Consider the following 25,305-nt stretch of genomic DNA (forward strand, 5'->3'; position numbering starts at 1 on the left):
TGTAAGCAATTTTTTTCACTAAAATTCAAAAGAATAGACCGCTCACCCTTTAATATAGCAGTACTTGACATCACATAAGACTAGCGTTAGAATTTTATTATCAAACAATAAGGAGAAAATGATGAAAATCCAAAAACAGTTTCTTAATCTTATGCTTCCTCTAACACTTTTTCTTTTAGTAGGATGTTCCAATAATGGACAGCTGAACCAGAGTTCTAAAAAGAATACGCCTTCTCAAGAGAAGGTAAGTTTGACTTATGATCAAGCGCGTTCCAAAGAAAATACCATGTCAACCTTGTGGTATCAAAATGCTGAAGAAGCAAAGGCCCTGTATCTGCAAGGCTATCAATTGGCAACAGATAGATTAAAAAATCAATTAGAACAAAAAAGCGATAAGCCTTATTCCATTGTTTTAGATATTGATGAAACTGTTTTGGATAATAGTCCTTATCAAGCTCAAAATATAAAAGAAGGAACTACTTTTAATCCTAAATCTTGGGACAAGTGGGTACAAAAGAAAGAAGCTAAACCTGTGGCTGGAGCAAAAGATTTCTTACAATTTGCAGACCAAAGCGGTGTTCAGATATACTATATTTCAGATCGAACAGTAAAACAAGTGGATGCTACGATGGAAAACCTCAAAAAAGAAGGTCTGCCAGTCCAAGACAAAAGCCATTTCTTGTTCTTAGAAGAGGGAGTGAAATCAAAAGAAAGTAGACGCCAAAAAGTAAAGGAAAATACAAATCTCATCATGTTATTTGGGGATAACTTGGTAGACTTTGCAGATTTTTCTAAGAAGTCACACCCTGATAGACAAAAGTTACTAAAGGAGCTCCATGAGGAATTTGGAAGAAAATTCATTATCTTCCCAAATCCGATGTATGGGTCATGGGAAAGTGCACTTTATGAAGGGAAATACCCTACTGCTAAAGAACAAATGCGGTTACGTGATGCAGCCCTAAAAGGATTTGCCGACTGACATGATTTATAAGCCAGTAGACTTTCCAAAGCTATTAGAGATATCTTTTTAAGTGAAAAAATTGTGAAAAAAATAATTAATTGCTTTCATATTTTAGAATTCTTACAAAAAATATGCTATAATAAAGGGTATAAAAAATATTAAGGAGTCTATTCACATGGCTAAAATGACTGTTAAAGACCTTGACTTAAAAGGGAAAAAAGTTCTTGTTCGCGTTGACTTTAACGTACCATTAAAAGACGGTGTTATCACAAATGATAACCGTATCGCTGCTGCATTGCCAACCATTAAATACATCGTTGAAAATGGTGGCCGCGCTATCCTCTTTTCACATTTAGGTCGTGTAAAAGAAGAAGCAGACAAAGAAGGTAAATCACTTGCGCCAGTTGCTAAAAATTTAGCAGAAAAACTTGGCCAAGATGTTGTTTTCCCTGGTGTAACACGTGGAGCAGAATTGGAAGCTGCAATTGATGCTTTAGAAGATGGACAAGTATTACTTGTTGAAAACACTCGTTTTGAAGATGTTGATGGTAAAAAAGAATCTAAAAATGATTCAGAGCTAGGTAAGTATTGGGCTTCACTCGGAGATGGAATCTTTGTAAATGATGCTTTTGGGACAGCACACCGTGCGCATGCTTCAAACGTTGGTATTTCTGCAAATGTTGAAAAAGCTGTTGCAGGATTCCTTTTAGAAAATGAAATTGCCTATATTAAAGAAGCGGTTGAAAAGCCTGAACGTCCATTCGTAGCTATTTTAGGTGGTTCAAAGGTTTCAGATAAGATTGGGGTTATTGAAAACCTTCTTGAAAAAGCAGATAAAGTTCTTATTGGTGGCGGAATGACTTACACATTCTACAAAGCGCAAGGAATTGAAATTGGAAACTCTCTTGTTGAGGAAGACAAACTGGATGTTGCCAAAGAGTTGCTTGAAAAATCAAATGGCAAATTAATTTTACCAGTTGATTCTAAAGAAGCTAATGCTTTTGCCGACTATACTGAAGTACGCGATACAGAGGGTGAAGCGGTTTCAGAAGGTTTCTTAGGCTTAGATATTGGACCTAAGTCAATTGCAGCTTTCGACAAAGCTCTTGAAGGCGCTAAGACAGTTGTTTGGAATGGGCCAATGGGTGTATTCGAAAATCCTGATTTCCAAGCAGGTACAATTGGAGTGATGGATTCTATTGTTAAACAACCAGGTGTTAAATCAATCATCGGTGGTGGTGATTCTGCAGCGGCAGCAATCAACCTTGGCCGTGCCGACAAATTCTCATGGATTTCAACAGGTGGTGGAGCATCAATGGAATTATTAGAAGGAAAAGAATTACCAGGTCTAGCTGCCTTAACAGAAAAATAAAATTCCACCTGTTGCCAGTCTCTGCAAAATCCTGATTTTGTAGAAAAAGGAACAAAACTGGAATGTTAGAAAAAGGTCGCATATGCGGCCTTTTTTGATAATGGAAGTATTTGTGACGCGGTGGTGGAGCATCAATGGAATTATTAGAAGGAAAGGAACTACCGGGTCTAGCAGCTCTGACTGATAATAATAAGGTTTTTTGAGCCATAAAAAGGTGCTTTTATAGCGCCTTTTTTTATGCTCTTCTATGTGATAGATATGTTCTTTTAGCTTGCGGGTTGACTAAAAAGGTTAGATAGGTTAAAGGGCTTCTTCAACAGATGCTCCTCCTCTTATGGTCTGTCAACCAGAAAATGACAAAACTCTAATGAATATGGTACACTTAACTATATTTGGAAGGGATATATTGAAAAATGAATTATTATTTTGATCCTAAAAAGTTTAAGTTGGGCATGAGAACCTTTAAAACTGGCCTCTCAGTCTTCTTAGTATTGTTCCTATTTCATCTTTTTGGCTTTGAAGGGCTGCAAATTGGGGCGCTGACAGCAGTTTTTAGTTTACGAGAGAGCATTGATAAAACAGTTTCTTTTGGAACCTCTAGGATAATTGGCAACAGTATCGGAGGCTTTTGTGCCCTCCTTTACTACCTTATGCAAATGTTATTTCATCATCAATTCTGGGTAACTTTAATTTTTGTTCCTATATTGACCATGTTAACCATTATGTTTAATGTAGCTTTTAATAACACGGCAGGTATTATTGGCGGTGTAGCAGCGCTACTAGTCATTACCTTGTCTATCCCGTCAGGTGACACCTTTGTTTATGTTTTAGCTCGAGTTTTTGAAACATTCTGTGGTGTCTTTATTGCTATATTAGTCAATACTGATGTAGAATGGCTGCGCCGAAAGTTAAGAAAGATAAAAAAAGAGGGCTGATGTTAGAAAATGTAACATCAGTTCTTGACATTTAGTATGCATGCGTTATAATAGGGGGTGTGAAAGGAGGAATTCATGAAAGAAAAAGAATTAAGACGATCAATGGCAGTATTCCCTATCGGTACCGTTATGAAACTAACAGATCTGTCTGCTAGACAGATTCGTTACTATGAGGATCAAGAGCTCATCAAGCCAGAGCGTACAGAAGGCAATCGCCGGATGTTTTCTTTGAACGACATGGATCGGTTGTTAGAAATTAAGGATTTTATAAATGATGGCCTTAAAATTGCTGCTATTAAACGTGAATACATTCGAAGGGAAAATAAATTCCATCAAACTGAAAAGGTCTTGACTGATGCGGATGTCAGACGAATTCTTCATGATGAACTCTTAAGTCAAGGTGGTTTCAAGTCACCAGCGCAGCCAATGGGAAACTTTCGTATTTAATGACGAACTAGATTTGGGAAATAGTAAGGAGAAATATTTCTATGGTAATCACAGCAGCTGACATTCGTCAGGAAGTAAAAGAGAAGAATGTTACCTTTCTTCGTCTAATGTTTACAGATATAATGGGAATTATGAAGAATGTTGAAATTCCTGCTACGGACGAACAGTTGGAAAAGGTTTTGTCGAATAAAGTGATGTTTGACGGTTCTTCTATTGAAGGCTTTGTTCGTATTAATGAATCAGATATGTACTTATATCCTGACTTGGATACTTGGATTGTTTTCCCTTGGGGGGACGAAAATGGCGCTGTTGGTGGTCTGATTTGTGATATATATACGGCAGAAGGTCAACCATTTGCGGGTGACCCTCGAGGAAACTTAAAACGTGCTTTAAAGCATATGGAAGAAGTAGGTTATAAATCTTTCAATTTGGGACCAGAACCTGAATTTTTCCTCTTCAAAATGGATGACCAAGGCAAGCCTACACTTGAGGTTAACGATAATGGTGGCTACTTTGACTTAGCTCCGACTGATCTTGCTGATAATACACGTCGTGAAATTGTTAATGTGCTTACAAAAATGGGCTTTGAAGTGGAAGCGAGTCATCACGAAGTTGCTGTAGGTCAACATGAAATCGATTTTAAATATGATGATGTTTTAAAAGCTTGTGATAATATTCAAATTTTTAAGCTGGTTGTCAAAACAATTGCGCGTGAACATGGTTTATATGCAACTTTCATGGCTAAACCTAAATTCGGTATTAATGGTTCTGGTATGCATTGCAATATGTCCTTGTTTGATAAAGACGGCAATAATGCTTTTTATGATGAAAATGATGGTCGCGGTATGCAACTATCTGAAGATGCTTACTATTTCCTAGGTGGCTTAATGAAGCATGCTTACAGCTATACCGCTATCACGAATCCGACAGTTAATTCTTATAAACGTTTGGTGCCGGGCTATGAAGCTCCTGTGTATGTTGCTTGGGCTGGCCGCAACCGCTCGCCGCTCATTCGAGTGCCTGCTTCTCGTGGTAAGGGAACTCGTTTAGAATTACGCTCCGTTGATCCAACGGCTAATCCTTACTTGGCCTTAGCTGTGCTTTTAGAATCTGGACTAGATGGTATCGAAAACAAAATTGAAGCACCGACTCCGGTCGAAGCCAATATTTACACGATGTCTATCGAAGAACGTCAAGCAGCTGGTATCGTTGATCTTCCTTCAACCCTTCATAATGCTATCAAGGCACTTCAAACGGACGATGTTGTTATAAATGCACTAGGTGAACATATTTATACGAATTTCATCGAAGCTAAGCGCATTGAATGGGCCTCTTATGCAACCTTTGTCTCACAATGGGAAATTGATAACTATCTTCATAGTTATTAGCTATAAAAAATCACTAGTTTTGCCTAGTGATTTTTTAAATATATTCATTTTATTGTTTTTTTATAAATAAAAAAATCAGAAAATATTGATTTGATAAGGATTCTGTTAAGATTATTCTATAAAAATTTAATATCAAAATTTTCAGACAAATCTATTCCCTTTTTTCTGAATTGTGATATAATTTAATCTATCAACTTACACACAATATGTTTAACTAGGAGGTTTTTACATGAACGAGCAACAAAAAGCAAGATGGAAACGCGTTGGTCTAGGAGCAATGACACTTGCATCTGCCACGCTATTAATAGCTTGTGGAAATAAATCTACCACTAAAGCTGGTAACAAAGATGAAATCAACTGGTATACTCCAACTGAAATTATTTCTTTAGATATTTCTAAGAACACAGATTCTTATTCTTCATTGGCCATTGGAAACTCTGAAAGTAATTTACTCCGAGTTGATGATAAAGGAAAACTTCAGCCGGATTTAGCGAAGAAAGTTGATGTTTCAAAAGATGGCTTGACCTATACAGCAACTTTGCGTGATGGCTTGAAATGGTCTGATGGTAGCGAGTTGACAGCAAAAGACTTTGTCTATTCTTGGAAACGTATTGTTGATCCAGCCACTGCCTCAGAATATGCTTATTTAACTTTTGATGCTCATTTGAAAAATGCAGAAGAAATCAATTCTGGTAAAAACAAGGATTTAGATTCACTAGGTGTTAAAGCTGAAGGCAATAAAGTTATTTTTACCTTGTCTAAACCATCACCGCAGTTCAAGAGTCTATTATCATTTGCTAGCTTTATGCCACAAAAAGAAGAATTTGTGAAAAAAGCTGGTAAGGATTATGGAACATCTTCAGATAAACAAATTTACTCTGGTCCTTATACTGTTGAAAAATGGAATGGTACTAGTGGAACTTTCAAACTTATAAAAAACAAAAATTACTGGAATGCAAAAGCTGTTAAGACAAAAGTAGTAAACGTTCAAACTGTTAAAAAACCTGATACGGCTGTTCAAATGTACAAACAAGGTAAGCTTGATTTGGCAAATATTTCAGCAACTTCAGCTATCTACAATGCCAACAAGAAAAATAAAGACATTGTTGATGTTCCAGAAGCAACAACGGCTTATATGGTTTACAACCAAACTGGAAAAGTACCTGCTTTATCAAATACTAAAATTCGTCAGGCTTTGAACTTGGCGACAGATCGTAAAGGTATTGTAGCGGCAGCTGTGGATACTGGCTCAAAACCTGCGACAGCGATTGCCCCAACTGGCCTTGCTAAACTTAAAGATGGTTCAGATTTAACAAAATATGTCGCACCAGGTTATAAGTATGATGAAAAAGAAGCTGCTAAGCTCTTTAAAGAAGGTTTGAAAGAACTTGGTAAGGATTCTGCGAAAATAACGGTGACGGCTGATGCGGATAGTCCGGTAGCTAAAGCAACGGTTGATTACATTAAAGAAACATGGGAAAAAGCACTTCCAGGGCTTACTGTTGAAGAAAAATTTGTAACCTTTAAGCAACGTCTGGAAGATACAAAAAATCAAAACTTTGATGTTGCTCTTGCTCTTTGGGGTGGTGATTATCCAGAAGGTTCAACTTTCTATGGTCTCTTCACATCTGATGCTGCTTACAACTATGGCAAATTTGCAAGTCAAGAATATGATGCTGCTTATAAAAAAGCCATTACAGCTGATGCTTTAGATGTTGATGCTGCTGCCCATGATTATAAAGATGCTGAGAAAGTTCTTTATGACAATGCATACTATAACCCTGTATACTTCAGAACAACTCAAGCTCTGCAAAATCCAAGCATTAAAGGTCTCGTTCGTAATTCAACTGGCTTAAACGTTGACTTTACCTACGCTTATAAAAAATAAGAGACCTAATCGTAACGAAATAGTGCAAGAATTGGTTTTATACCAGTTCTTGCTTTTGTTAGAGGGAAATCATGACTAGATATTTATTAAAACGCGTTGCTATTTTATTAGTAACTTTATGGGTAGTTATAACCCTATCTTTTTTCCTGATGCAGATTATGCCAGGAACTCCGTACAACAATCCGAAATTAACAGATGCAATGATTGCAATGATGAACAAGCAATATGGCTTGGATAAGCCATTATGGCAACAATACTTGAAGTATTTGTTTGATGTTCTGCATGGCGACTTTGGAACAAGTTACCAATCTGTTAATCAATCTGTCACTAAGCTCATTTCACAACGACTAGGTGTCTCTGTACACTTAGGGATTCAAGCACTTGTCGTTGGTATTTCAGGTGGTTTATTAGTTGGTGCAATTTCGGCACGTAATAAAAATAATAAAATTGATGGTTTTTTGAGTGTTATTTCAACCTTAGGTATTTCAGTACCGTCATTTATTATTGGTTTATTGCTTTTAGACTATTTTGGTTTTAAGTGGGGCCTTCTCCCATTATCTGGCTGGGGAACTTTTGCGCAAACCATTTTACCGACTTTCAGTTTAGCTATTCCGGTTTTTGCTCAAGTGACTCGTTTTTTCCGTAGTGAGATGATTGAAACCCTGAATACAGACTATATCCAATTAGCACGTGCTAAAGGATTAACCAATAGTCAAGTAACCAATAAGCATGCTTATCGTAATTCGATGATCCCAGTGTTAACGCTTGTTGGACCAATGGCTGCTAATATTTTAACCGGATCAGCCTTGATTGAGCAAATTTTCTCAATCCCTGGTATTGGGCAGCAGTTTGTTTCATCAATTCCGACTAAAGATTACCCTGTTATTATGGGAACGACAATTGTTTATGCCTTGATGCTTATGGTGGCTATTTTAATGACTGATATTATTATCAGTATTGCTGATCCCCGTGTACGTCTAGGATAGGAGAGTAAGATGCTAGAAGAAAAAAAATCATTTAAACTTGTTGGTGTCGGCTCAAACGCTCAACAAGAAAAAATTGAAAAGCCAGCCTTATCTTTCCTAGAAGATGCTTGGCGACGCTTGAAAAAGAATAAATTGGCTGTTATTTCGATGGTCTTTTTGGTAACCTTATTAGTATTTGCTGTCGGCTCAAGTTTTATCGTATCTAAAAATGATGCTAATAGTTTTGACAGTAAAGAGGTTAATATTTACCGTAATTTACCACCAAAGCTCAGCTCAAATTTACCATTTTGGAATGGTAGTATTACTTATGCTGGTAATACAGAACCTAATGATGCTTATGCAGATCAAGGTGTACCAGAAAACAAAAAATTCCTCTTAGGAACAGACAGTTTAGGACGCAGTATAGGAAAACGAATTACTGTGGGTATTCGTATTTCATTGTTGATTGCAATTGTAGCAACTTTAATTGACTTAATTATCGGCGTGACTTATGGTTTAATTTCGGGTTTTACTGGTGGCAAAGTTGATACCCTTATGCAGCGGATTATTGAGGTTATTTCTTCAATCCCTAACTTAGTTATTGTAACAATGCTTGGCTTACTCCTTGGAAATGGGGTTTTGTCAATTATTATTTCAATTGCCATTGTTGGGTGGACTTCAATGGCGCGTCAAGTTCGGAATTTAACCCTGTCCTACCGTGAACGTGACTTCATTTTGGCTTCTCGTGCCTTAGGTGAGAGTAATTTTAAAATAGCTTTCAAGCATGTTCTTCCAAATATTTCAGGGATCATTATTGTCCAAATTATGATGACTGTTCCAAGTGCTATTATGTATGAGTCGGTATTATCTGCCATCAACCTTGGTGTTAAACCGCCGACTGCTTCACTAGGTTCTTTGATTACTGATGCTCAAGAAAACTTGCAATACTTCCCTTATCAGGTATTATTGCCAGCTCTTGCTCTTGTTTTTATTTCGTTAGCCTTTATTTTATTAGGTGATGGCTTACGTGATGCATTTGATCCAAAATCAAGTAATGACTAGGAGGAAAAACATGTCAAATGAAACAATCTTAACTGTTAAAAACCTCCACGTTGATTTCAAAACTTATGCTGGAGATGTTAAAGCTATCCGAGATATCAACTTCGAATTATATAAGGGGGAAACCCTAGCTATCGTTGGTGAATCTGGATCAGGAAAGTCTGTAACCACCCGGACCCTAATGGGCTTGAATGCCAAGAATGCAAGTATTTCAGGTGATATTGACTTTAAAGGTAAAAAACTTAATAATTTAAAAGAAGAAGAATGGGTTAAAGTTCGTGGGAAAGAAATTGCCATGATTTTCCAAGATCCAATGACTAGTTTGGATCCTACCATGAAAATTGGCAAGCAAATTGCCGAAGCGATTCTAATCCATGAGCCTGTATCTAAGCAAGAAGCATTGGATCGTGCCTTGAAATTGATGCATCAAGTAGGTATTCCTAATGCTGAAGAACACATCAACGATTATCCTCACCAATGGTCAGGTGGTATGCGACAACGTGCCGTTATTGCTATCGCCTTGGCAGCCAATCCGGAAATTCTGATAGCTGATGAACCAACAACTGCCCTTGATGTTACCATTCAAAATCAAATTTTGAAATTAATGAAAGGCTTGCAGTCACAAATTTCGTCGTCTATTATCTTCATTACTCATGATTTAGGAGTTGTTGCAGGTATGGCAGATCGTGTTGCTGTTATGTATGCCGGAAAGATTGTTGAATATGGTACAGTTGACGAAGTTTTCTATAATCCACAACACCCATACACTTGGGGCCTCTTAAAATCAATGCCAACAACGGATACAGAAGCTGGTACTTTAGAATCAATTCCTGGGACACCACCGGATTTACTAAATCCGCCAAAAGGTGATGCCTTTGCAGCTCGTAATGAATTTGCTTTGGATATTGATCATGAAGAAGAGCCCCCAATGTTTAAAGTTAGTGACACGCATTTTGCTGCTACTTGGTTGTTAGATGAGCGTGCGCCGAAAGTCATTCCTCCGGTTCAAATACAAAAACGTTGGAAGAAATGGGCTGAAAAGAATGGAGGTCAAGCTTGATGACAGAAGAAGGTAAAAAATTAGTTGAGCTTAAGAATGTTTCACTGATCTTCAATAAGGGTAAAAAGAATGAAGTTAAGGCTATTGACAATATCAGCTTTGATATCTATGAAGGTGAAGTCTTTGGTCTTGTCGGAGAATCTGGATCAGGAAAGACGACAGTTGGCCGTGCTATTTTGAAGCTTTATGATATCAATGAAGGTGATATTATCTTTAATGGCAAAACGATTTCAAATCTTAAAGGTAAAGACTTACATGAGTTCCGTAAAGATGCCCAGATGATTTTCCAAGATCCACAAGCTAGTCTTAATGGGCGGATGAAAATTAGAGACATTGTTGCAGAAGGTCTAGATATTCATAAACTTTCACCAAATAAAGCAGAGCGTGAAGAACGGGTCCAGGAATTACTTGAACGTGTTGGCTTGAACCGCGACCATGTCACACGTTACCCTCATGAATTTTCTGGCGGTCAACGTCAACGGATTGGTATTGCAAGAGCTTTGGCTGTTAAACCTAAGTTCATCATTGCTGACGAGCCAATATCTGCTCTAGACGTCTCCATTCAAGCACAGGTTGTTAACTTAATGCAACGATTACAAGAAGAAAGAGGTTTGACTTATCTCTTTATTGCTCATGATTTGTCAATGGTTAAATATATTTCCGATCGTATTGGTGTTATGCATTGGGGCAAGATGTTAGAGATTGGAACTTCTGATGATGTTTACAATAACCCTATTCATCCCTACACTAGGAGCCTCCTCTCTGCTATCCCAGAACCAGATCCTGATATTGAGCGTCAACGGGTTGCTGAAATTTACGATCCAAGTATCGAAATGGACGGACAAGAACGTCATATGCATGAAATTACGCCAGGTCACTTTGTTTTATCGACCGAAGCAGAAGCAGAAGCATATAGAGCTCAACAAAGAAAGTAAAATAACTTAAATAAGTCAAAAAAACCAATCCTCGGATTGGTTTTTTGTTGATTAGTCTTCTTTATCAGGGGTTAATATCATTGGAATGATAATAGGTTCTCTTTCAGTTTTTTCAAACAAGAAAGGACGAAGAGCGTTTACGATAGCACCATTAACAGATTGAATGCTAGCTTCTTTATTCTTAAGTGCAATACGTATGGCATTAAACAAGACGCGTTGACTTTCTCGGATTAAATCACCAGATTCGCGCATGTAGATAAAGCCACGGCTGAGAATATCTGGACCAGCTAGAATCATTTGTGTGTCAAAATCAACGGTTGCTACTGCTAGAACGACCCCATCTTCTGAAAGATCACGACGATCACGTAGAACAGCTGTTCCGATATCACCAATGCCATTTCCATCAACATAGATATCTTGAGCATTGAAATGACCTGCACGGCGAGCTGAGTCGCTTGTTAAGGCTAGAACGTCACCATTTTCGAGAATGAAAATATTTTCTTCTGGGATACCTGTATCTTCAGCTAAGCCGGCATGGACTTTCTGCATTCGGTATTCACCATGAACGGGCATGAAGAATTTTGGTTTCATCAGGCGCAACATGAGTTTTTGTTCCTGTTGGCCCCCATGACCAGATGTATGGATGTTATTGACTTTACCGTGAATGACTTCTACGCCAGCTTCTTGGATAGTATTGATCAGTTTATTGACGCTGGTTGTATTTCCAGGAATCGGACTTGATGAGAAGATAACGGTATCGCCTGGCTGCAAAGCAACTTGACGATGAGTACCATTGGCAATTCTTGCAAGGGCAGCCATGGATTCCCCTTGGCTACCAGTACACATAATCAAGATTTCATTAGCGTGGTAGTCTTTAATTTCATTAGGTTCAATAAAGGTACCCTTTGGAACCTTGATGTAACCTAGTTCAATACCGTTCACAATAGCTTTTTCCATGGAACGGCCGAAGACAACAATTTTTCGTCCAGTTTTAACAGCAGCTTCAGCAGCCTGTTGCAGACGGAAAATGTTGGAAGCGAAGGAAGCGAATATGATGCGTCCGTGGATTCCCTCAATAATTTTTAAGATAGATTGCCCAACCACTTTTTCAGAATTGGTGAAAGTTGGAACTTCGGCATTTGTGGAATCTGATAAGAGACAAAGAACGCCATCTTCACCGAGTGCAGCCATGCGATGGATATCTGCTGGCTCACCAACAGGGGTGAAATCGAATTTGAAATCGCCGGTACAAACAATCTTGCCTTGAGGGGTATGGATGACAATACCTAAAGGTTCTGGAATGGAATGAGTTGTTCTAAAGAAAGTGACGCTCATATTTTTGAAGGTCAATTCTGTATTATGGTTAATTTCGTACATTTTGGAATCCCGAAGCAAACCATGTTCCTCCAGTTTGCCACGGATTAGAGCGAGAGCAAGTGGACCAGCGTAAATAGGGACATTAGCTTGTTTTAGTAAGAATGGAATCCCACCAATATGATCTTCGTGTCCATGGGTAATGACTAGAGCTTTAACACGATCAAGATTATCAACAATATAAGAATAGTCAGGAATAACATAGTCGATACCTAAAAGATCATCCTCTGGAAATTTAATCCCCGCATCAACAATGATAATTTCATCCTGATATTCAATACCGTAGGTGTTTTTGCCGATTTCCCCTAGACCACCAATGGCGAAGACGCCAACTTCATTAGGTTTTAAATCGATTGTTGACATATTATAACTCCGTTACTTCAAAAACGCCTGTTTCTTTTTCATACTCGAGGTGTTTGTCTGAGAGGAGCTCAATATATTCAACGTTGTAGCTTGTTTTTTCTTCAACAAGTTTACGTGCTTTAATACGGCCCTCAAGTTCGTCTTTAGCTTCAATATCTATATATAAGGTTTTAGTATTTTCGCGACGTGGGTTGCGGTCTTTTGTTTCTTGGTAGAAAACTTTGTAAATCATTTTATTTTTCCTTTCTGGTCAATCAAGGATTTAAACTATAATAAAACAAGTCAAATGGCACCATGGCCCTGTGACCTTTTTCTATAAGTAAGAGTGTAGTAGTTTTAAACTTGATTATTTGCAATTACTAGAATTATACCATAATTAGAGCTTTTAGTAAAAGCATAGATTGTAAGAATTGGGGCTTTTGTAAGAGCCGATCCTAGACGGACTTTTGTCCAGAAAGACGATTTTATGATATAATTGGACAATAGTAATTCACAGAAAAGAAGGGTAAAATGAAAACACTTGCATTTGATACCTCTAATAAGAGTCTCTCACTAGCTGTTTTAGAGGAGCAAACCTTACTAGCAGACCTAACAATTAATATCAAAAAGAACCACAGTATCAACCTTATGCCAGCCATTGATTTTTTAATGGCTTCTTTGGACTTATGTCCTAAGGACTTAGGGAAAATCGCAGTCGCACAAGGACCAGGTTCTTACACTGGCTTACGCGTAGCTGTAGCAACAGCTAAAATGTTAGCTTATAGTTTAAAAATTGACTTAGTGGGCGTTTCAAGCTTATATGCTTTGGCTGCTACCATTACTGATCCAGAAACTTTGGTGGTGCCCTTGATTGATGCCAGACGACAAAATGTCTATGCAGGTTTTTATCAAAACAAAGAGAGCGTTCGAGCTGATCAACACATAGCTTTATCTGATCTTTTAGAAGAGTTAAAAGGCCAAGCAAAAATCATATTTACGGGAGAAGTAGCCAGCTTCAGTGAGTTTATCACAGATCATCTGCCAGAAGCTGAAATACGGCCCACCCTGCCTTCTGCTTTTGAACTGGGCCTTAAAGCTCAAAGTATGGCTACAGTTGATGTGGATGCTTTTGTACCTGAATACTTGAAAAAAGTAGAAGCGGAAGAAATTTGGCTTAAAAGCCATCAACCAGAGTCAGAAACTAATTATATCAAGCGTGTCTAATGATGAAAAGGATTGAAGAAAAAGTAGAGGCTGTTTATCATATTCTAAGCCATGTTTATCAAGAATCACCATGGACTAAGGAACAGATTAAAACAGACCTGGAATCACCAAATGTGGATTATTTCTTTGTTTATGATAAGCAAAAAATCATTGGTTTTTTATCCTTACAGCAGCTAGTAGGTGAGTTGGAAATCACTAATATTGCTGTTTTGCCTGATTACCAAGGTAAAGGTTTCGGAGCGCAGCTCTTACAGAAGGTCACCTCTTCTAACCAGACCCTCTTTTTAGAAGTAAGAGAGTCAAACCTTGCAGCGCAAGCCCTCTACAAAAAAGTTAATTTTAGCATCGTTGGAAAACGTAAGAATTACTATAAAAACCCTGTCGAAGGGGCACTATTGATGAAACGAGAAGGAAGAAATGACAGATAGGTATATTTTGGCGGTCGAAAGTTCTTGTGACGAAACCAGTGTCGCCGTCCTCAAAAATGATAACCAACTCTTAAGTAATATTATTGCCAGTCAGGTTGACAGCCATAAACGCTTTGGCGGGGTGGTACCAGAAGTAGCTAGCCGTCATCATGTCGAAGTGATAACGACTTGTTTTGAGGACGCCTTGCAAGAGGCTAAGATTAGTGCGGACGATTTAGATGCTGTTGCTGTAACTTACGGGCCAGGACTTGTTGGAGCTTTGCTTGTAGGTATCGCTGCCGCAAAAGCCTTTGCATGGGCCCATAGCATTCCGTTAATCCCAGTTAATCATATGGCAGGTCACCTTATGGCTGCGCGTCAAGAGAAAGAGCTGGAGTATCCGCTGATGGCCCTTTTGGTTTCAGGTGGGCATACTGAGCTGGTCTACGTCTCAGAGCCAGGTCACTACCATATTGTCGGAGAAACGCGAGACGACGCAGTAGGCGAAGCCTATGATAAAGTCGGCCGTGTTATGTGCTTAACCTATCCAGCAGGCCGTGAAATTGATCAGTTAGCTCATAAAGGTGAGGATACTTATAACTTCCCGCGGGCAATGATTAAAGACGATCATTTAGAATTCTCCTTCTCTGGTTTAAAATCAGCCTTTATCAATTTACATCACAATGCTGAGCAAAAAGGAGAAGACTTGGTTCTTGAGGATTTATGTGCCTCCTTTCAAGCAGCCGTCTTAGATATTTTAATGGCTAAGACTAAAAAAGCTTTAGCCCAATATCCAGTTAAAATGCTTGTTGTTGCTGGTGGTGTAGCGGCCAATCAAGGTCTCCGCGAGCGCCTAGCTCAAGAGATTACAGAAATACCTGTTATTATCCCTCCTTTACGTCTGTGTGGTGATAATGCTGGTATGATTGCTTTAGCAGCTGCTATTGAATATGATTTAGGACACTTTGCCAAATTGGATTTAAATGCCAAACCTAGCTTGGCTTTTACTTATAACAATTAAGGGAACAGTATTAGAGCTGTTCCCTTAATATTTAAGCCATAGGCTTGGCTTTTGGACTTGTTGCAGCTGGTTTTTAGAGCCACGAGATTGACTTAGTGACTGCTTTTATCTATGGTGGTTCAGGGCGATTTGCTATGTGTGCACTCTTTGTAAGTAGGACAATTTACATTGCTTATGACTCAAAAAATGTCTTATAAGTTGTTGTAACAGCAGTCATTAGTAAGGCTTTCATTCATTTTTACAATATAAAAAACTCAGTATCTTGGCATACTGAGTTTAAAGTGATAAATATTGGCTACTATGATTACTAATAATAAACACCTACCTGCAAAATAAGTGTTTGTAAAGTGTGAAAAGCTTACCAGCTAGCTTTAGTGATGCCAGGAAGTTGGCCTTTATGAGCTAGATTACGGAAATTGATCCGGCTGACACCAAACTTACGCATGTAAGCATGTGGACGGCCATCAATCAAATCGCGATTTTTCAAACGGTTAGGGTTTGAATCACGAGGCAATTTGCGAAGTGCTTCATAATCCCCAGCTGCTTTAAGCTCACGACGAAGGTCAGCGTACTGTTCGATCAGTTGGAGCTGCTTTTGGTATTTAGCAATTTTTGATTTTTTTGCCATTGCTTTCTCCTTCATTATATTAATAATCTTTGGGCTTATCAGACCCTTTTTTGTTAACCGGTAATAAACCAGTTAACAAAATATAAGATTATTATACACTAATATAAGGATATAGGCAACTGGTTAAGTAAAAAAATAAAAAAGAACCAAATTAGTTGGCTCTTGATAGCTAATAGTGGGGGCTCCCTGCTACCCACCCAGAACAGAGGGCAGAAGTAATATTGAAGCCACCTGTGTGAGCATTGATATCTAAAACTTCCCCGGCAAAGTGAAGGCCAGGAACCCTTTTACTTTCCAGGGTTTTGGGGTTGATTTCCTTGAGGTCAATGCCGCCTTTGGTGACGAAAGATTTGGCCAGTGACATCTTTCCAGTGATAGGTATGGGGAATTGCTTGAGCTTAGTAACCAATTCTTCTTTTTGACTGGCTGTCAACTGCTTAACTTTTTCTGGGAAGGCTGTGCTAAGAAAATGAGCTACTCTTTCTGGAACCAGGGTTCTAAGTGCATTCTTGACAGACTTTTCCCGGTTTTCTTCTAGAAAGCTGTTGAGAAGATCTTCTGACATCTGAGGCAAGAAGTCCAGCTCTGCTATTTCGCCACCCTTAACAAAAGAAGAAAGACGAAGAGCAGCAGGCCCAGACAAGCCAAAATGCGTGAAAAGTAGGTCATGAGTAATGATATGTTTACCACAAGAGAGGGTAATATCATCTAGAGAGATGCCTTGCAGTTCCTTGTGAGGGAAATCAGTTAAGAGAGGACTCTCGGCAGCTTCTAAGTCTGTGACTTTAATGTTGAAATGACGTGCAATGTCATGGCCAAAGCCTGTTGATCCGGTTGAAGGATAGGATTTACCGCCAGTTGTTACAATCAATTTACTAGAGGAAAAAACTTGGTCATTAGATCTTAAAAGGAATTGGTCCCCTTCTTTTTTGACAGAAACAATCTCCGTCCCTGTTAAGACCTGTCCACCAAGTTCTCTAATTTTTTTGTCCAAGGCTTCGATAATGGTTTTAGACTTATCAGTGATAGGAAACATGCGACCGTGATCTTCTTCTTTGAGTTTTACGCCATTTTCCTGGAAGAAACGAATAATATCATGATTGTCAAATTGAGAAAAAACACTGTAAAGGAAACGGCCGTTACCTGGAATTCCAGCTAATAGTTCATCTAAACTGCTATTGTTTGTCACATTGCAGCGGCCACCACCAGTACCAGCTAGCTTTTTGCCAAGTCGTCTGTTTTTCTCAATGAGTAGGGTTTTATAGCCGTAGTAGCTACTGGAAATGGCTGCCATCATGCCTGCAGGTCCACCTCCAATAATAATTGTATCAAATAGTTCCATAAGCTTATCTTACCATATTCCCTGCTCTTTTTATAGCAGATGAATCAGGTCATTTTTGGAAAAGATAAGTATTCAGTAGACAAGCAACTGTGATCAGCATATAATAGAAGTGGTAAGAGATTTAGATCGCTTGCTGTTACTTATCAATTGATAGAAATGGAGGCTTTTTCCTTGAAACCGTCTGAAAACTGAGAGGAAGGTGATCCAGTATCTATGTCTTGAGCCGTACATTAGAACGGCTTATTTTTGTTGTAAAAGAATTATCCTAGCTTCTTAACTTTACTGAAATTGACAGAATTCTAGTATTATGTTACTATTCATATTAAGAATACTCAGTAATCATTAAAAAGAGGAACATATGGCAATAGAAAAGACAGTTAGTGAACTAGCTGAAATTTTGGGAGTCAGTCGTCAGGCCGTAAACAATCGTGTTAAAGCACTTCCAGAAGAAGATCTTGATAAGAATGACAAGGGTGTCACTGTGGTTAAACGTAGTGGCCTTATTAAGTTGGAAGAAATCTATAAAAAAACGATTTTTGATGATGAACCAATTAGTGAGGAAACCAAACAACGTGAACTGTTAGAAATCTTAGTTGACGAAAAAAATACAGAAATAACACGTCTTTACAACCAGTTGAAAGCAAAAGATGAGCAACTAGCTGCTAAGGACGAGCAGATGCGAGTCAAAGATGTTCAGATTGCTGAAAAAGATAAACAATTAGATCAACAACAGCAATTAACAGCCAAAGCTATGGCCGATAAGGAAAACTTGAAATTAGAGCTAGAAGAAGCTAAAGCTCAAGTAGATGAAGCAAAAAGTCAAGTTGAAGAAGTCAAAGGAGCACCTAGTAAAAAGGGCTTCCTAGGTCGGTTATTTGGGAAATAAATAAAATAAAAAAGGCCCTCAAGGGTCTTTTTCACTGGTAGAATGATGGAAAAACTAAGGAACTACATTGCTTTTGATTTAGAATTTAACACTGTGAATGACGTCAGCCATTTAATTCAATTGTCTGCTGTTAAAATGGCAAATCATGAGGAGGTTGACAACTTTGACAGTTTTGTTTACACAGATGTCCCTCTGCAAAGTTTCATTAATGGTTTGACAGGCATTACTGCTGATCAAATTGCTAGAGCACCCAAGATTAATCAGGTTTTAGAAGATTTCAAAGTCTTTGTTGGAGACCACGCTCTGATTGGCTACAATTCCCAAAAATCGGACCTGCCAATTTTAGCTGATAATGGCTTAGACCTTTTTGGGCAATATAAGGTTGATCTCTATGATGAGGCTTTTGAGCGCCGTAGTAGCGATTTAAATGGTATTACTAACCTTAAATTGACCACAGTTGCCCGTTTTTTAGGGATTAAAGGCAAGGGTCACAATAGCTTGGAAGATGCGCGTATGACAGCGCGTATTTACGAGACTTTTTTAGAATTCGACGACAATAAACAATTCCTGACCCATCAAGAAGGTGTTATCAGCAACAATCCTTTCGCAGGACTTGGTGACTTATTTGATTAAAAAAGGACTAGAGTAAGCCTTTGCACATGACCTAGGGTCATGTGATATGGTAGACCTGTTAAAGGGGGGACCTGAGCGGACTTTAGCGACTATTAAAAAAGGAGGCTGGCAAGGTCTGTCAGAGACGTTTTTGACAGACCAACTTGTCAAAGTCTAGGGAGTCTCAGTAAGAATTATTAAGTACGGTGATACATGTGATTTTTTGAAACCATAAAATTAATTCTTACGGTGAAAGCAACCAAGGCTTTCTAAATTGCCTACTAAGGAATAATATATCAGGTCTTTAAAGACAACTATTTCTGGAAAATAGACTAAGATTGACAGTAATGTCAACTGAATAAAAAGAGAAAAGTCAGTGCCCCTGCTCCCAAAAAGTGGGATAGAAGAAAAAGCAATCAAAATAGTAAGAACCACTTATAAGAACAGTATAATTTTTTGACTGTCCCTTATAAGTGGTTCTTTTCAACATGTGTATGGCATTTTGCTTTTGCCTATGTTTTAAAATGGCATTTTGCCAGCAAAAGCTCCCATTGTTTTTTTAGTAGCAGCATCAATCTGACTCATGGCATCATTAATGGCCTGGGTTGTCATATCAGACAAAGTTTCAAGATCTTCAGGATCCACAACAGCTTCTTTAAAATCAATCGAAACTAATTTTTTATCACCTGTAAAAGTGGCTGTAACGAGTTCTTGAGCTGATCTTCCAACAAAGGTCGTAGCTGCCAGATCAGCCTGCTTTTGCTCCATTTGCTTTTGAAGTTTTTGCGCCTGCTTCATCATGTTTTGCATATTCATCATAAGATTTATTTCTCCTTAGTAAAAGTGTTTACTGTAATATTATAGCATAGATTAAGGTGGAGTCATAAACTAGGAATGAAATTGAAGTAAGTGATTGAATTGGTAAGCTTGTCTGTATTCAGATAGTTATACTATATTATGAATGTTGGCTCTATCACAATCGCAAGTACCATTAAAAATATGAAATTTCAGTCCAAAACTCATTTACTTCACTTAGAATTTCATCCGCAGTTTTTAATGTTGCTTCTTCGATAGTTAACCCAGTTTTTTGTAAATAATATTTAATGAGATAATAGCCACAGGTATAGCCAGAAGCATAAGGAAGGCCAACACTTTTTCCACCTTGCATTTTTGTAATTTCATCACCATATAAATATGACATGGCTTCTTGCATATTATCAATAGAGAGGTTTTCTTTTATTATTGGCTTAATAACTTGATTTAATGTATCTAAGGTGTTCTTTGTAACCCAAGGTCCAATATTTTCTTTTCCGTACATTTTTTCTGCAAAATTTTCGGCGAGACCTTCAGACACAATCATTTCTTTAAGTGAACCTTTTCCCCATTCAATAAATTGATATCTAATATTATGATTACATTCATGAGCAACTGCTGATGGTATTCTATTTATTGTATAATCATTTGGAACAAGGGAAAGAAAAATATAGCCTGGGATTCCGCCATCGCCACTATAGTTTTCATTAATAGCCATCATTGGGCTATTTGGGTTACCTAATAAAGCTGTTAGATAATAATCTTTTACAGGTAATTTTATGCCTTTAGATGTGAAGGTTTCTATTGAGTGATAAAAGGCATTAGTGATATTTTTCCAGAAGTTTTCATCAAAACTATTAATGGATGAAATATCTTCTTCTACAAGATCCTTCGGCATCTTATGCATAAAACTCATTAAAGTCATAACATTAAAAGGGATATTTTCGTCAAAAGAGATATGTTGTTTTTTAAATTTCTTTATAAATGGAACAAGTAACTTTTGTTTAAAAAGCTCATCTCTTTTTTCAATTGGAGTTTCCAAAATTTCTTTATAAATTTTATCAGACTCGATTAAATGTAGTTGCATCATATTTTCTCCTTTTATTAATAAAAAAATTATATACCCTTACGTCACGTCAAAGTCAATGGCTTGTGATAAAATATGTTGAGGTGAAGATATGTATTTAATTAAAGAAGCATCACAAATTTCAGGAGTTACTATCAGAACCCTGCATCATTATGACCAGATTGGACTATTAAAGGTAAATAAATATGATAATGGGTACCGTTATTATACAAATGAAGATATTGAAAACATAAAAATAATTAGATACTATAGATTTCTTGGATTTTCTCTTGAAAAAATAAAAAAAATAATGAATGAAAAAGATTTTGATACCATCACAGCATTACAATCTCAATTAGAAATGCTAGCCGATGAGCAAAATAAGATTTCAGTTCTTATGGAGAATATACAAAGAACAATTGACGCCAAAAAATCAAAACTTGAGAACCGAACTTCCAATCAATTTGATGGATTCACGCTATTAGATAATATCGAATATCAAAGTAAAGCGTTAGAACAGTTTGGTAAAGAAGCCATGATTGAATCTTCAAAGAGACAAAATGGAATAGAATTAGAAGTTAATGAATACTTTAACGATATTTTTATAAAGTTTGCACAAAAAATGAATAAGGAGAAATTGCCTAAAGAGAAAGAAGTACAAGATATTTGTTTAGAACTTTACGATACATTAAATAAATATGCTTTTGATTGCTCTTTAGAAGTTTTTGGATTAATCGGTAAGACTTACTATAATAATTTAGACTTTAGGAAAAATATTGATAAATTTGGTGAAGGATTAGCTGAGTATATTTCAAAGTCGATTGCTAAGTTTGTTGAAAATGATAATAAGTGATTTTTATTTAAAAAGAAAAATAAAATAGAAAGAATAATATGAAATTTAAAGATTATACTTGGGATAAAGAATTTGAAATTAAATGGTACTCTTAAGATAATCACTATGATAGTAATAGTGTTAAAAAGGAATTTGTATAATCAAATTAATAGGACGAATTATGAAGAATATAGTTTTAGAAACTAGGCGATTTATTTTATTAGAATAGGATGGCAGAGATCTATCTGAGTTAAAGTCGTTTTTGCAAGACGAAGAAGTGATGTGGGCTTATGACAAGAGTTTTACTGATCAAGATTGTCAGAACTGGTTAGATTGGAATATGAATTCTTACAGGACTGATGGATTTGGTCTGTGGAAAATCATTTATAAAGAAACTTCAGAGGTCGTAGGTGAATGTGGCATTACAATGCAAACTGTTGAAGGAGAAAATTATCCTGAAATAGGTTACCATCTTAAAAAAGAGCATTGGAATAAAGGAATTGCGACAGAAGTTGCTAGGGCAGTACGAGATTATGCTTTCAAAGAGCTAAACCTTGAGGAACTCATTATCATCAGTCGAGATATTAATTTACAGTCAATGAATATTGCCATAAAATCAGGATTTACTATTAAAAAAAGATTTTTGAAGAATGATAGATTTCCTCATTTTATGTTTTACTTGAAAAGATAGGAATAAGATATGTTACCTTATTATGTTGTGAATGCTTTTACCAACAAGACGTTTAGTGGCAACCCTGCGGGGATTGTGGTTTTAGATGAACCGATTAAAGAGGAATTAATGCAGAAAATAGCTAAAGAAAATAAACTATCTGAGACTGCATTTATTTTAAAGGAAAAAGATCTATATAAGATTAGATGGTTCATACCAGAAAAAGAAGTGGATTTATGTGGGCATGCGACTTTAGCAAGTACCTATGTTATTTCACGTTATCTTGAAGATGATTTAAGTCATATCACTTTCTCTTCAAAGTCAGGACTTCTAGAAGTAACTATTAGTGGTGAAGAAATAACCTTATTTTTTCCAATAGTTGACGTTAAGCAAGTTCCAATAACAGCGATGATGAGAGAATCGATTGAACCTACTATCCTGGAAGCTTATCGAACAGCAGATGAAGAGCATCTTATTTTATGCTTAGAAAATCAAGAATGCATTGAGAAACTCAAAATTGACTTGGATAAGATTAGTCAATTAGCACCACATGGGGTGACGGTGACAGCCCAAAGTTTTGACAATGACATTGATTATGTTCTACGGTACTTTGCACCAAATTATGGTATCAATGAAGATCCTGTTACTGGCTCAGCACAGACACGTTTAGCACCAATTTGGGCGAAAAAGCTTGGAAAGGAACAAATTAATATCCAAGCAATTATCTGAAAGACAAGGGGCAATGACGGTTGAATTGGAAGGAAATCTTGTTAAAATATCAGGACAAGCTAATTTGTATCTGGAAGCTAGTATAGATATTTAGAACTTGAAAGTTAACAATTTTATTGAGGAAGGGGTGTATTAATGATACAAAGAGAAATGAAACTTGAACGATATAATAATAAATGGCCAGAGCAGTATCAAGAAATTAAAGAAGAGCTTACTAGACTATTAAGTGGGCTAGAATTAGAATGTCATCATTTTGGATCAACTTCAATCAAAGGTATGGCTTCTAAACCGATTATTGATGTACTCATATTCGTTAACAATATTAGTGTGGTAGATATGTATAATAATTCCATGTTGCAATCCGGATATGTTGCTAAAGGTGAGAATGGGATTTCTGGAAGAAGATATTTTGTTAAGTATTCAAAAGACAAAATAAATCATTTAGTACACCTACATTTTTATGAAAAGGGAGATCTGAAAGGTTTACAAGAGTTACGATTTAGAGATTACTTAATAGAAAATAAGATGGCATTCACTCGTTATTTAGAGGTGAAAGTCGAAGCGAGTAAGAAATATAAAGTTAATCCAGAAGCCTATCAAAATCATAAGTCTACGGTTATTGATGATATTAATAAAGAGATTACAAAGACAAAAGCTTTTAAATAAACTTAGATAAAAAATCAATGAACTATTCGACTTAAAAAGAAAACTAATAGATATTAAAAAATCGTTTTACAAAATTCTGTAAAACGATTTTTCTTGTGTATAGAAGATACTGTCATTGTCTATTTTTTGTCTTATTGAAATAAATTTGAGTGAATTTAGACTAATTTAGTGAATCAAGAAAGGGTTTAATTCAATGTTTATGGTATTTGCAAGACTTAAAAAATCGTGGAATAAGTCTTGCATATTCATCATAAGATTATTAAGATTCCTTTCATATCAACATTTTTACCTTGTTTATTATAACTGTTTTTCACTCAAAGGGCAAGATAAGGATAGAATCATCTCCCTTAATACTTATAACTTCTGTATAGCAACTAATGCTATTGATAATGACTTTTAAAAGAAGTCTAAGCTCTAAAAATAAAATGATGATTCGTAATGATATTGGTCGCTGAAACATTTTCGGTTTGCTTACTAAATACAATTGTTGACGTTTTGGGGAGTCATGATACCCTGAGATAGGCATGGAAAAAAGGATATCCTTAAAAAATGAAAGCTACAAAAGATATATCTTTTGTAGTATGATAAATAACCACCGCTCGTGAGTCCTACTAGCGTCTAATAAGTATTTTAGTAGTGAATAACATTACTTTTTTTCTGGATAGTTTTAATAAGGTCTTTGGCTTGAGGGCTAGTTAGGTAATCAAATGTGGTTTTAGGCACTAGGTCTTTAATGAGTTCTAACTTACCATCTTTAATAAACTGACGAACAGTTGAGGCACTGATCATTTGCCCATTCACTTCCTTGCGAGGGATCATGGTGTAAATGATACTATTTGCTGGGAGCTGTTTTTGCATGGTTTTATTGTAGAGGTTGGTAACAAAGCTGGTCGGTTCTTCGCCGACATAACGTCTTGTGATACCTAATTCTTGCGCAATTGCGACAAAAATGTTTATATCCAGTTTTGCCTGACTAATAATGACATGTTCTTGGTCTTTTTGAAAATAACTTGGGAAGGTGGCCTGACTGATGATATAAGGTCCAGTTTCGTGATAGGAGATATTATCTAAATGCGCGGTTCCAGCCATGATTAATTCTTTGCGAACGGCAAATGGGATGAGGCTACTATCCTCGCTGACCATGAATAGATGGACCTGCTTATTTTCTGCGGCAGCTTTTTCCACTAGGGATAGATGTCCCAAAGTAAAAGGATTAGCATTCATGACGATGGCTGCACTTTCCTTGCTAGGCTCACTCTCTTTTTTTAGTCTTTTGAGGTAATCGGCAAAGCCAGATTTGCGATTTTCCATAAAAGTGACCATATTAGGAATCTCGGTGATGGTATAAAAGCCCAGAGCTTTGAAGAATTTACTGGTATCTGGTTTGGTGTAGACGAAGAGATGGGTGTTTCCTCGTTCAAATTGGACGTTAATTAAGTGGGTAACTAGGGTATTAAGTAGGGCGTCACCGCTATAACGTTTACAGATGGCAAAGCAGCGAAGGCTGTTGGCAAAGAGGCTTCCCGTTGCAATTAATGTGCCATCTTCTTCGAAAATACCACAGGTATAGTCTAAGTTTTGGTCCCGCTTAATACCGGCATCTTCTAGCAATTGAGTAACTTTATCCTGGTTAAGCTTGTCTGAGGGGAATATCTTTGAAACGGTAAAGTCTGACATAGGTAT

General features: G+C 37.0%; 24 protein-coding genes and 2 pseudogenes. 19 read left to right on the forward strand and 7 right to left on the reverse strand.

Annotated features, from left to right (window positions below; genetic code table 11):
• The first annotated feature begins 121 nt into the window (after window positions 1–121).
• From STRPS_RS05695 to STRPS_RS05740, 10 genes are all read left to right on the forward strand, one after another.
• Window positions 122–979 (forward strand): 5'-nucleotidase, lipoprotein e(P4) family, encoded by an 858-nt coding sequence (locus STRPS_RS05695; RefSeq protein ID WP_007892262.1) that lies wholly within the window; start codon window positions 122–124, stop codon window positions 977–979.
• Window positions 980–1,136: 157 nt separating this feature from the next.
• Window positions 1,137–2,333, forward strand: a complete 1,197-nt coding sequence (locus STRPS_RS05700) for a phosphoglycerate kinase (RefSeq protein WP_007892278.1) — start codon at window positions 1,137–1,139, stop codon at window positions 2,331–2,333.
• Window positions 2,334–2,746: 413 nt separating this feature from the next.
• Window positions 2,747–3,268: an FUSC family protein gene (locus tag STRPS_RS05705; RefSeq protein ID WP_007892478.1), complete on the forward strand. Its 522-nt coding sequence runs from the start codon at window positions 2,747–2,749 to the stop codon at window positions 3,266–3,268.
• 75 nt (window positions 3,269–3,343) lie between these two features.
• Window positions 3,344–3,715, forward strand: a complete 372-nt coding sequence (locus tag STRPS_RS05710) for a MerR family transcriptional regulator (protein WP_007892552.1) — start codon at window positions 3,344–3,346, stop codon at window positions 3,713–3,715.
• Window positions 3,716–3,756: 41 nt separating this feature from the next.
• Entirely contained in the window at window positions 3,757–5,103 is a 1,347-nt protein-coding gene (glnA, locus tag STRPS_RS05715; RefSeq protein WP_007892324.1) for a type I glutamate--ammonia ligase, read from the forward strand.
• 229 nt (window positions 5,104–5,332) lie between these two features.
• Entirely contained in the window at window positions 5,333–6,991 is a 1,659-nt protein-coding gene (locus STRPS_RS05720; RefSeq protein WP_007892405.1) for a peptide ABC transporter substrate-binding protein, read from the forward strand.
• A gap of 71 nt (window positions 6,992–7,062) precedes the next feature.
• A complete protein-coding gene (locus STRPS_RS05725; RefSeq protein WP_007896266.1) occupies window positions 7,063–7,977 on the forward strand; it encodes an ABC transporter permease in 915 nt (304 codons plus the stop codon).
• Window positions 7,978–7,986: 9 nt separating this feature from the next.
• The gene (locus STRPS_RS05730) at window positions 7,987–9,018 is read left to right on the forward strand and encodes an ABC transporter permease (RefSeq protein WP_007892413.1); all 1,032 of its coding nucleotides are present in this window, start codon (window positions 7,987–7,989) and stop codon (window positions 9,016–9,018) included.
• A gap of 10 nt (window positions 9,019–9,028) precedes the next feature.
• Complete coding sequence (locus STRPS_RS05735) at window positions 9,029–10,075, forward strand: ABC transporter ATP-binding protein (RefSeq protein ID WP_007892284.1); 1,047 nt, start codon at window positions 9,029–9,031, stop codon at window positions 10,073–10,075.
• Window positions 10,075–11,010 (forward strand): ABC transporter ATP-binding protein, encoded by a 936-nt coding sequence (locus STRPS_RS05740; protein ID WP_007892581.1) that lies wholly within the window; start codon window positions 10,075–10,077, stop codon window positions 11,008–11,010. The genes STRPS_RS05735 and STRPS_RS05740 overlap by 1 nt, the downstream gene beginning before the upstream one ends.
• A 51-nt stretch (window positions 11,011–11,061) precedes the next feature.
• Here the strand turns inward: STRPS_RS05740 and rnjA are convergent, their stop codons facing one another.
• Entirely contained in the window at window positions 11,062–12,747 is a 1,686-nt protein-coding gene (gene rnjA, locus STRPS_RS05745) for a ribonuclease J1 (protein ID WP_007892576.1), read from the reverse strand.
• A 1-nt stretch (window position 12,748) separates the two neighbouring features.
• Window positions 12,749–12,979 (reverse strand): DNA-dependent RNA polymerase subunit epsilon, encoded by a 231-nt coding sequence (locus STRPS_RS05750; protein ID WP_007892277.1) that lies wholly within the window; start codon window positions 12,977–12,979, stop codon window positions 12,749–12,751.
• Window positions 12,980–13,257: 278 nt separating this feature from the next.
• Here STRPS_RS05750 and tsaB point away from each other — a divergent pair, with 278 nt between their 5' ends.
• Genes tsaB through tsaD form a run of 3 tightly spaced genes read left to right on the forward strand, consistent with a single transcriptional unit; the run spans window position 13,258 to window position 15,378 of the window.
• Entirely contained in the window at window positions 13,258–13,950 is a 693-nt protein-coding gene (tsaB, locus tag STRPS_RS05755; protein WP_007892554.1) for a tRNA (adenosine(37)-N6)-threonylcarbamoyltransferase complex dimerization subunit type 1 TsaB, read from the forward strand.
• Window positions 13,950–14,378, forward strand: a complete 429-nt coding sequence (gene rimI / locus STRPS_RS05760) for a ribosomal protein S18-alanine N-acetyltransferase (RefSeq protein ID WP_007892326.1) — start codon at window positions 13,950–13,952, stop codon at window positions 14,376–14,378. The genes tsaB and rimI overlap by 1 nt, the downstream gene beginning before the upstream one ends.
• Window positions 14,368–15,378 (forward strand): tRNA (adenosine(37)-N6)-threonylcarbamoyltransferase complex transferase subunit TsaD, encoded by a 1,011-nt coding sequence (gene tsaD / locus STRPS_RS05765; RefSeq protein WP_007892250.1) that lies wholly within the window; start codon window positions 14,368–14,370, stop codon window positions 15,376–15,378. The genes rimI and tsaD overlap by 11 nt, the downstream gene beginning before the upstream one ends.
• A 358-nt stretch (window positions 15,379–15,736) precedes the next feature.
• On the opposite strand, the gene rpsN is transcribed toward tsaD, so the two are convergent.
• Both rpsN and STRPS_RS05775 read right to left on the reverse strand, forming a co-directional pair.
• Window positions 15,737–16,006, reverse strand: coding sequence for a 30S ribosomal protein S14 (gene rpsN, locus STRPS_RS05770; RefSeq protein WP_003083690.1), 270 nt, complete (start codon window positions 16,004–16,006; stop codon window positions 15,737–15,739).
• A 169-nt stretch (window positions 16,007–16,175) separates the two neighbouring features.
• Window positions 16,176–17,348: a BaiN/RdsA family NAD(P)/FAD-dependent oxidoreductase gene (locus STRPS_RS05775; RefSeq protein WP_007892329.1), complete on the reverse strand. Its 1,173-nt coding sequence runs from the start codon at window positions 17,346–17,348 to the stop codon at window positions 16,176–16,178.
• 358 nt (window positions 17,349–17,706) lie between these two features.
• Between STRPS_RS05775 and STRPS_RS05780 the strand changes: the two genes are divergently transcribed.
• Entirely contained in the window at window positions 17,707–18,234 is a 528-nt protein-coding gene (locus STRPS_RS05780; protein ID WP_007892573.1) for a DUF536 domain-containing protein, read from the forward strand.
• A 45-nt stretch (window positions 18,235–18,279) separates the two neighbouring features.
• Window positions 18,280–18,867 (forward strand): 3'-5' exonuclease, encoded by a 588-nt coding sequence (locus tag STRPS_RS05785; RefSeq protein ID WP_007892411.1) that lies wholly within the window; start codon window positions 18,280–18,282, stop codon window positions 18,865–18,867.
• A gap of 498 nt (window positions 18,868–19,365) precedes the next feature.
• On the opposite strand, the gene STRPS_RS05790 is transcribed toward STRPS_RS05785, so the two are convergent.
• Together STRPS_RS05790 and STRPS_RS05795 are read right to left on the reverse strand one after the other, a co-directional pair.
• A complete protein-coding gene (locus tag STRPS_RS05790; protein ID WP_007892308.1) occupies window positions 19,366–19,665 on the reverse strand; it encodes a YbaB/EbfC family nucleoid-associated protein in 300 nt (99 codons plus the stop codon).
• A 172-nt stretch (window positions 19,666–19,837) separates the two neighbouring features.
• Window positions 19,838–20,746 carry a DUF2268 domain-containing putative Zn-dependent protease gene (locus STRPS_RS05795; RefSeq protein WP_176602243.1) on the reverse strand — a complete coding sequence of 303 codons (909 nt, stop codon included), beginning with the start codon at window positions 20,744–20,746 and terminating at the stop codon, window positions 19,838–19,840.
• Window positions 20,747–20,837: 91 nt separating this feature from the next.
• Here STRPS_RS05795 and STRPS_RS05800 point away from each other — a divergent pair, with 91 nt between their 5' ends.
• From STRPS_RS05800 to STRPS_RS05815, 4 genes and pseudogenes are all read left to right on the forward strand, one after another.
• Window positions 20,838–21,578, forward strand: coding sequence for a MerR family transcriptional regulator (locus STRPS_RS05800; RefSeq protein WP_007892542.1), 741 nt, complete (start codon window positions 20,838–20,840; stop codon window positions 21,576–21,578).
• A 229-nt stretch (window positions 21,579–21,807) separates the two neighbouring features.
• Window positions 21,808–22,248, forward strand: a pseudogene (locus STRPS_RS05805) (GNAT family N-acetyltransferase); the annotation flags it as partial.
• A 9-nt stretch (window positions 22,249–22,257) separates the two neighbouring features.
• A pseudogene (locus STRPS_RS05810) lies at window positions 22,258–23,050 on the forward strand (PhzF family phenazine biosynthesis protein).
• Between the two features lie 41 nt (window positions 23,051–23,091).
• Entirely contained in the window at window positions 23,092–23,622 is a 531-nt protein-coding gene (locus STRPS_RS05815) for a GrpB family protein (RefSeq protein WP_007892387.1), read from the forward strand.
• 630 nt (window positions 23,623–24,252) lie between these two features.
• On the opposite strand, the gene citC is transcribed toward STRPS_RS05815, so the two are convergent.
• A complete protein-coding gene (gene citC / locus STRPS_RS05820) occupies window positions 24,253–25,299 on the reverse strand; it encodes a [citrate (pro-3S)-lyase] ligase (RefSeq protein WP_007892605.1) in 1,047 nt (348 codons plus the stop codon).
• Window positions 25,300–25,305 lie beyond the last annotated feature (6 nt).

The organism is Streptococcus pseudoporcinus LQ 940-04 (assembly GCF_000188035.1).
GTDB lineage: Bacteria > Bacillota > Bacilli > Lactobacillales > Streptococcaceae > Streptococcus > Streptococcus pseudoporcinus.

Coding starts and splice junctions, on each gene's coding strand:
- STRPS_RS05695 (WP_007892262.1), top strand. CDS start 122: ATGAAAATCCAAAAACAGTTTCTTAATCTTATGCTTCCTCTAACACTT.
- STRPS_RS05700 (WP_007892278.1), top strand. CDS start 1,137: ATGGCTAAAATGACTGTTAAAGACCTTGACTTAAAAGGGAAAAAAGTT.
- STRPS_RS05705 (WP_007892478.1), top strand. CDS start 2,747: ATGAATTATTATTTTGATCCTAAAAAGTTTAAGTTGGGCATGAGAACC.
- STRPS_RS05710 (WP_007892552.1), top strand. CDS start 3,344: ATGAAAGAAAAAGAATTAAGACGATCAATGGCAGTATTCCCTATCGGT.
- glnA (WP_007892324.1), top strand. CDS start 3,757: ATGGTAATCACAGCAGCTGACATTCGTCAGGAAGTAAAAGAGAAGAAT.
- STRPS_RS05720 (WP_007892405.1), top strand. CDS start 5,333: ATGAACGAGCAACAAAAAGCAAGATGGAAACGCGTTGGTCTAGGAGCA.
- STRPS_RS05725 (WP_007896266.1), top strand. CDS start 7,063: ATGACTAGATATTTATTAAAACGCGTTGCTATTTTATTAGTAACTTTA.
- STRPS_RS05730 (WP_007892413.1), top strand. CDS start 7,987: ATGCTAGAAGAAAAAAAATCATTTAAACTTGTTGGTGTCGGCTCAAAC.
- STRPS_RS05735 (WP_007892284.1), top strand. CDS start 9,029: ATGTCAAATGAAACAATCTTAACTGTTAAAAACCTCCACGTTGATTTC.
- STRPS_RS05740 (WP_007892581.1), top strand. CDS start 10,075: ATGACAGAAGAAGGTAAAAAATTAGTTGAGCTTAAGAATGTTTCACTG.
- rnjA (WP_007892576.1), bottom strand. CDS start 12,747: ATGTCAACAATCGATTTAAAACCTAATGAAGTTGGCGTCTTCGCCATT.
- STRPS_RS05750 (WP_007892277.1), bottom strand. CDS start 12,979: ATGATTTACAAAGTTTTCTACCAAGAAACAAAAGACCGCAACCCACGT.
- tsaB (WP_007892554.1), top strand. CDS start 13,258: ATGAAAACACTTGCATTTGATACCTCTAATAAGAGTCTCTCACTAGCT.
- rimI (WP_007892326.1), top strand. CDS start 13,950: ATGATGAAAAGGATTGAAGAAAAAGTAGAGGCTGTTTATCATATTCTA.
- tsaD (WP_007892250.1), top strand. CDS start 14,368: ATGACAGATAGGTATATTTTGGCGGTCGAAAGTTCTTGTGACGAAACC.
- rpsN (WP_003083690.1), bottom strand. CDS start 16,006: ATGGCAAAAAAATCAAAAATTGCTAAATACCAAAAGCAGCTCCAACTG.
- STRPS_RS05775 (WP_007892329.1), bottom strand. CDS start 17,348: ATGGAACTATTTGATACAATTATTATTGGAGGTGGACCTGCAGGCATG.
- STRPS_RS05780 (WP_007892573.1), top strand. CDS start 17,707: ATGGCAATAGAAAAGACAGTTAGTGAACTAGCTGAAATTTTGGGAGTC.
- STRPS_RS05785 (WP_007892411.1), top strand. CDS start 18,280: ATGGAAAAACTAAGGAACTACATTGCTTTTGATTTAGAATTTAACACT.
- STRPS_RS05790 (WP_007892308.1), bottom strand. CDS start 19,665: ATGATGAATATGCAAAACATGATGAAGCAGGCGCAAAAACTTCAAAAG.
- STRPS_RS05795 (WP_176602243.1), bottom strand. CDS start 20,746: ATGCAACTACATTTAATCGAGTCTGATAAAATTTATAAAGAAATTTTG.
- STRPS_RS05800 (WP_007892542.1), top strand. CDS start 20,838: ATGTATTTAATTAAAGAAGCATCACAAATTTCAGGAGTTACTATCAGA.
- STRPS_RS05815 (WP_007892387.1), top strand. CDS start 23,092: ATGATACAAAGAGAAATGAAACTTGAACGATATAATAATAAATGGCCA.
- citC (WP_007892605.1), bottom strand. CDS start 25,299: ATGTCAGACTTTACCGTTTCAAAGATATTCCCCTCAGACAAGCTTAAC.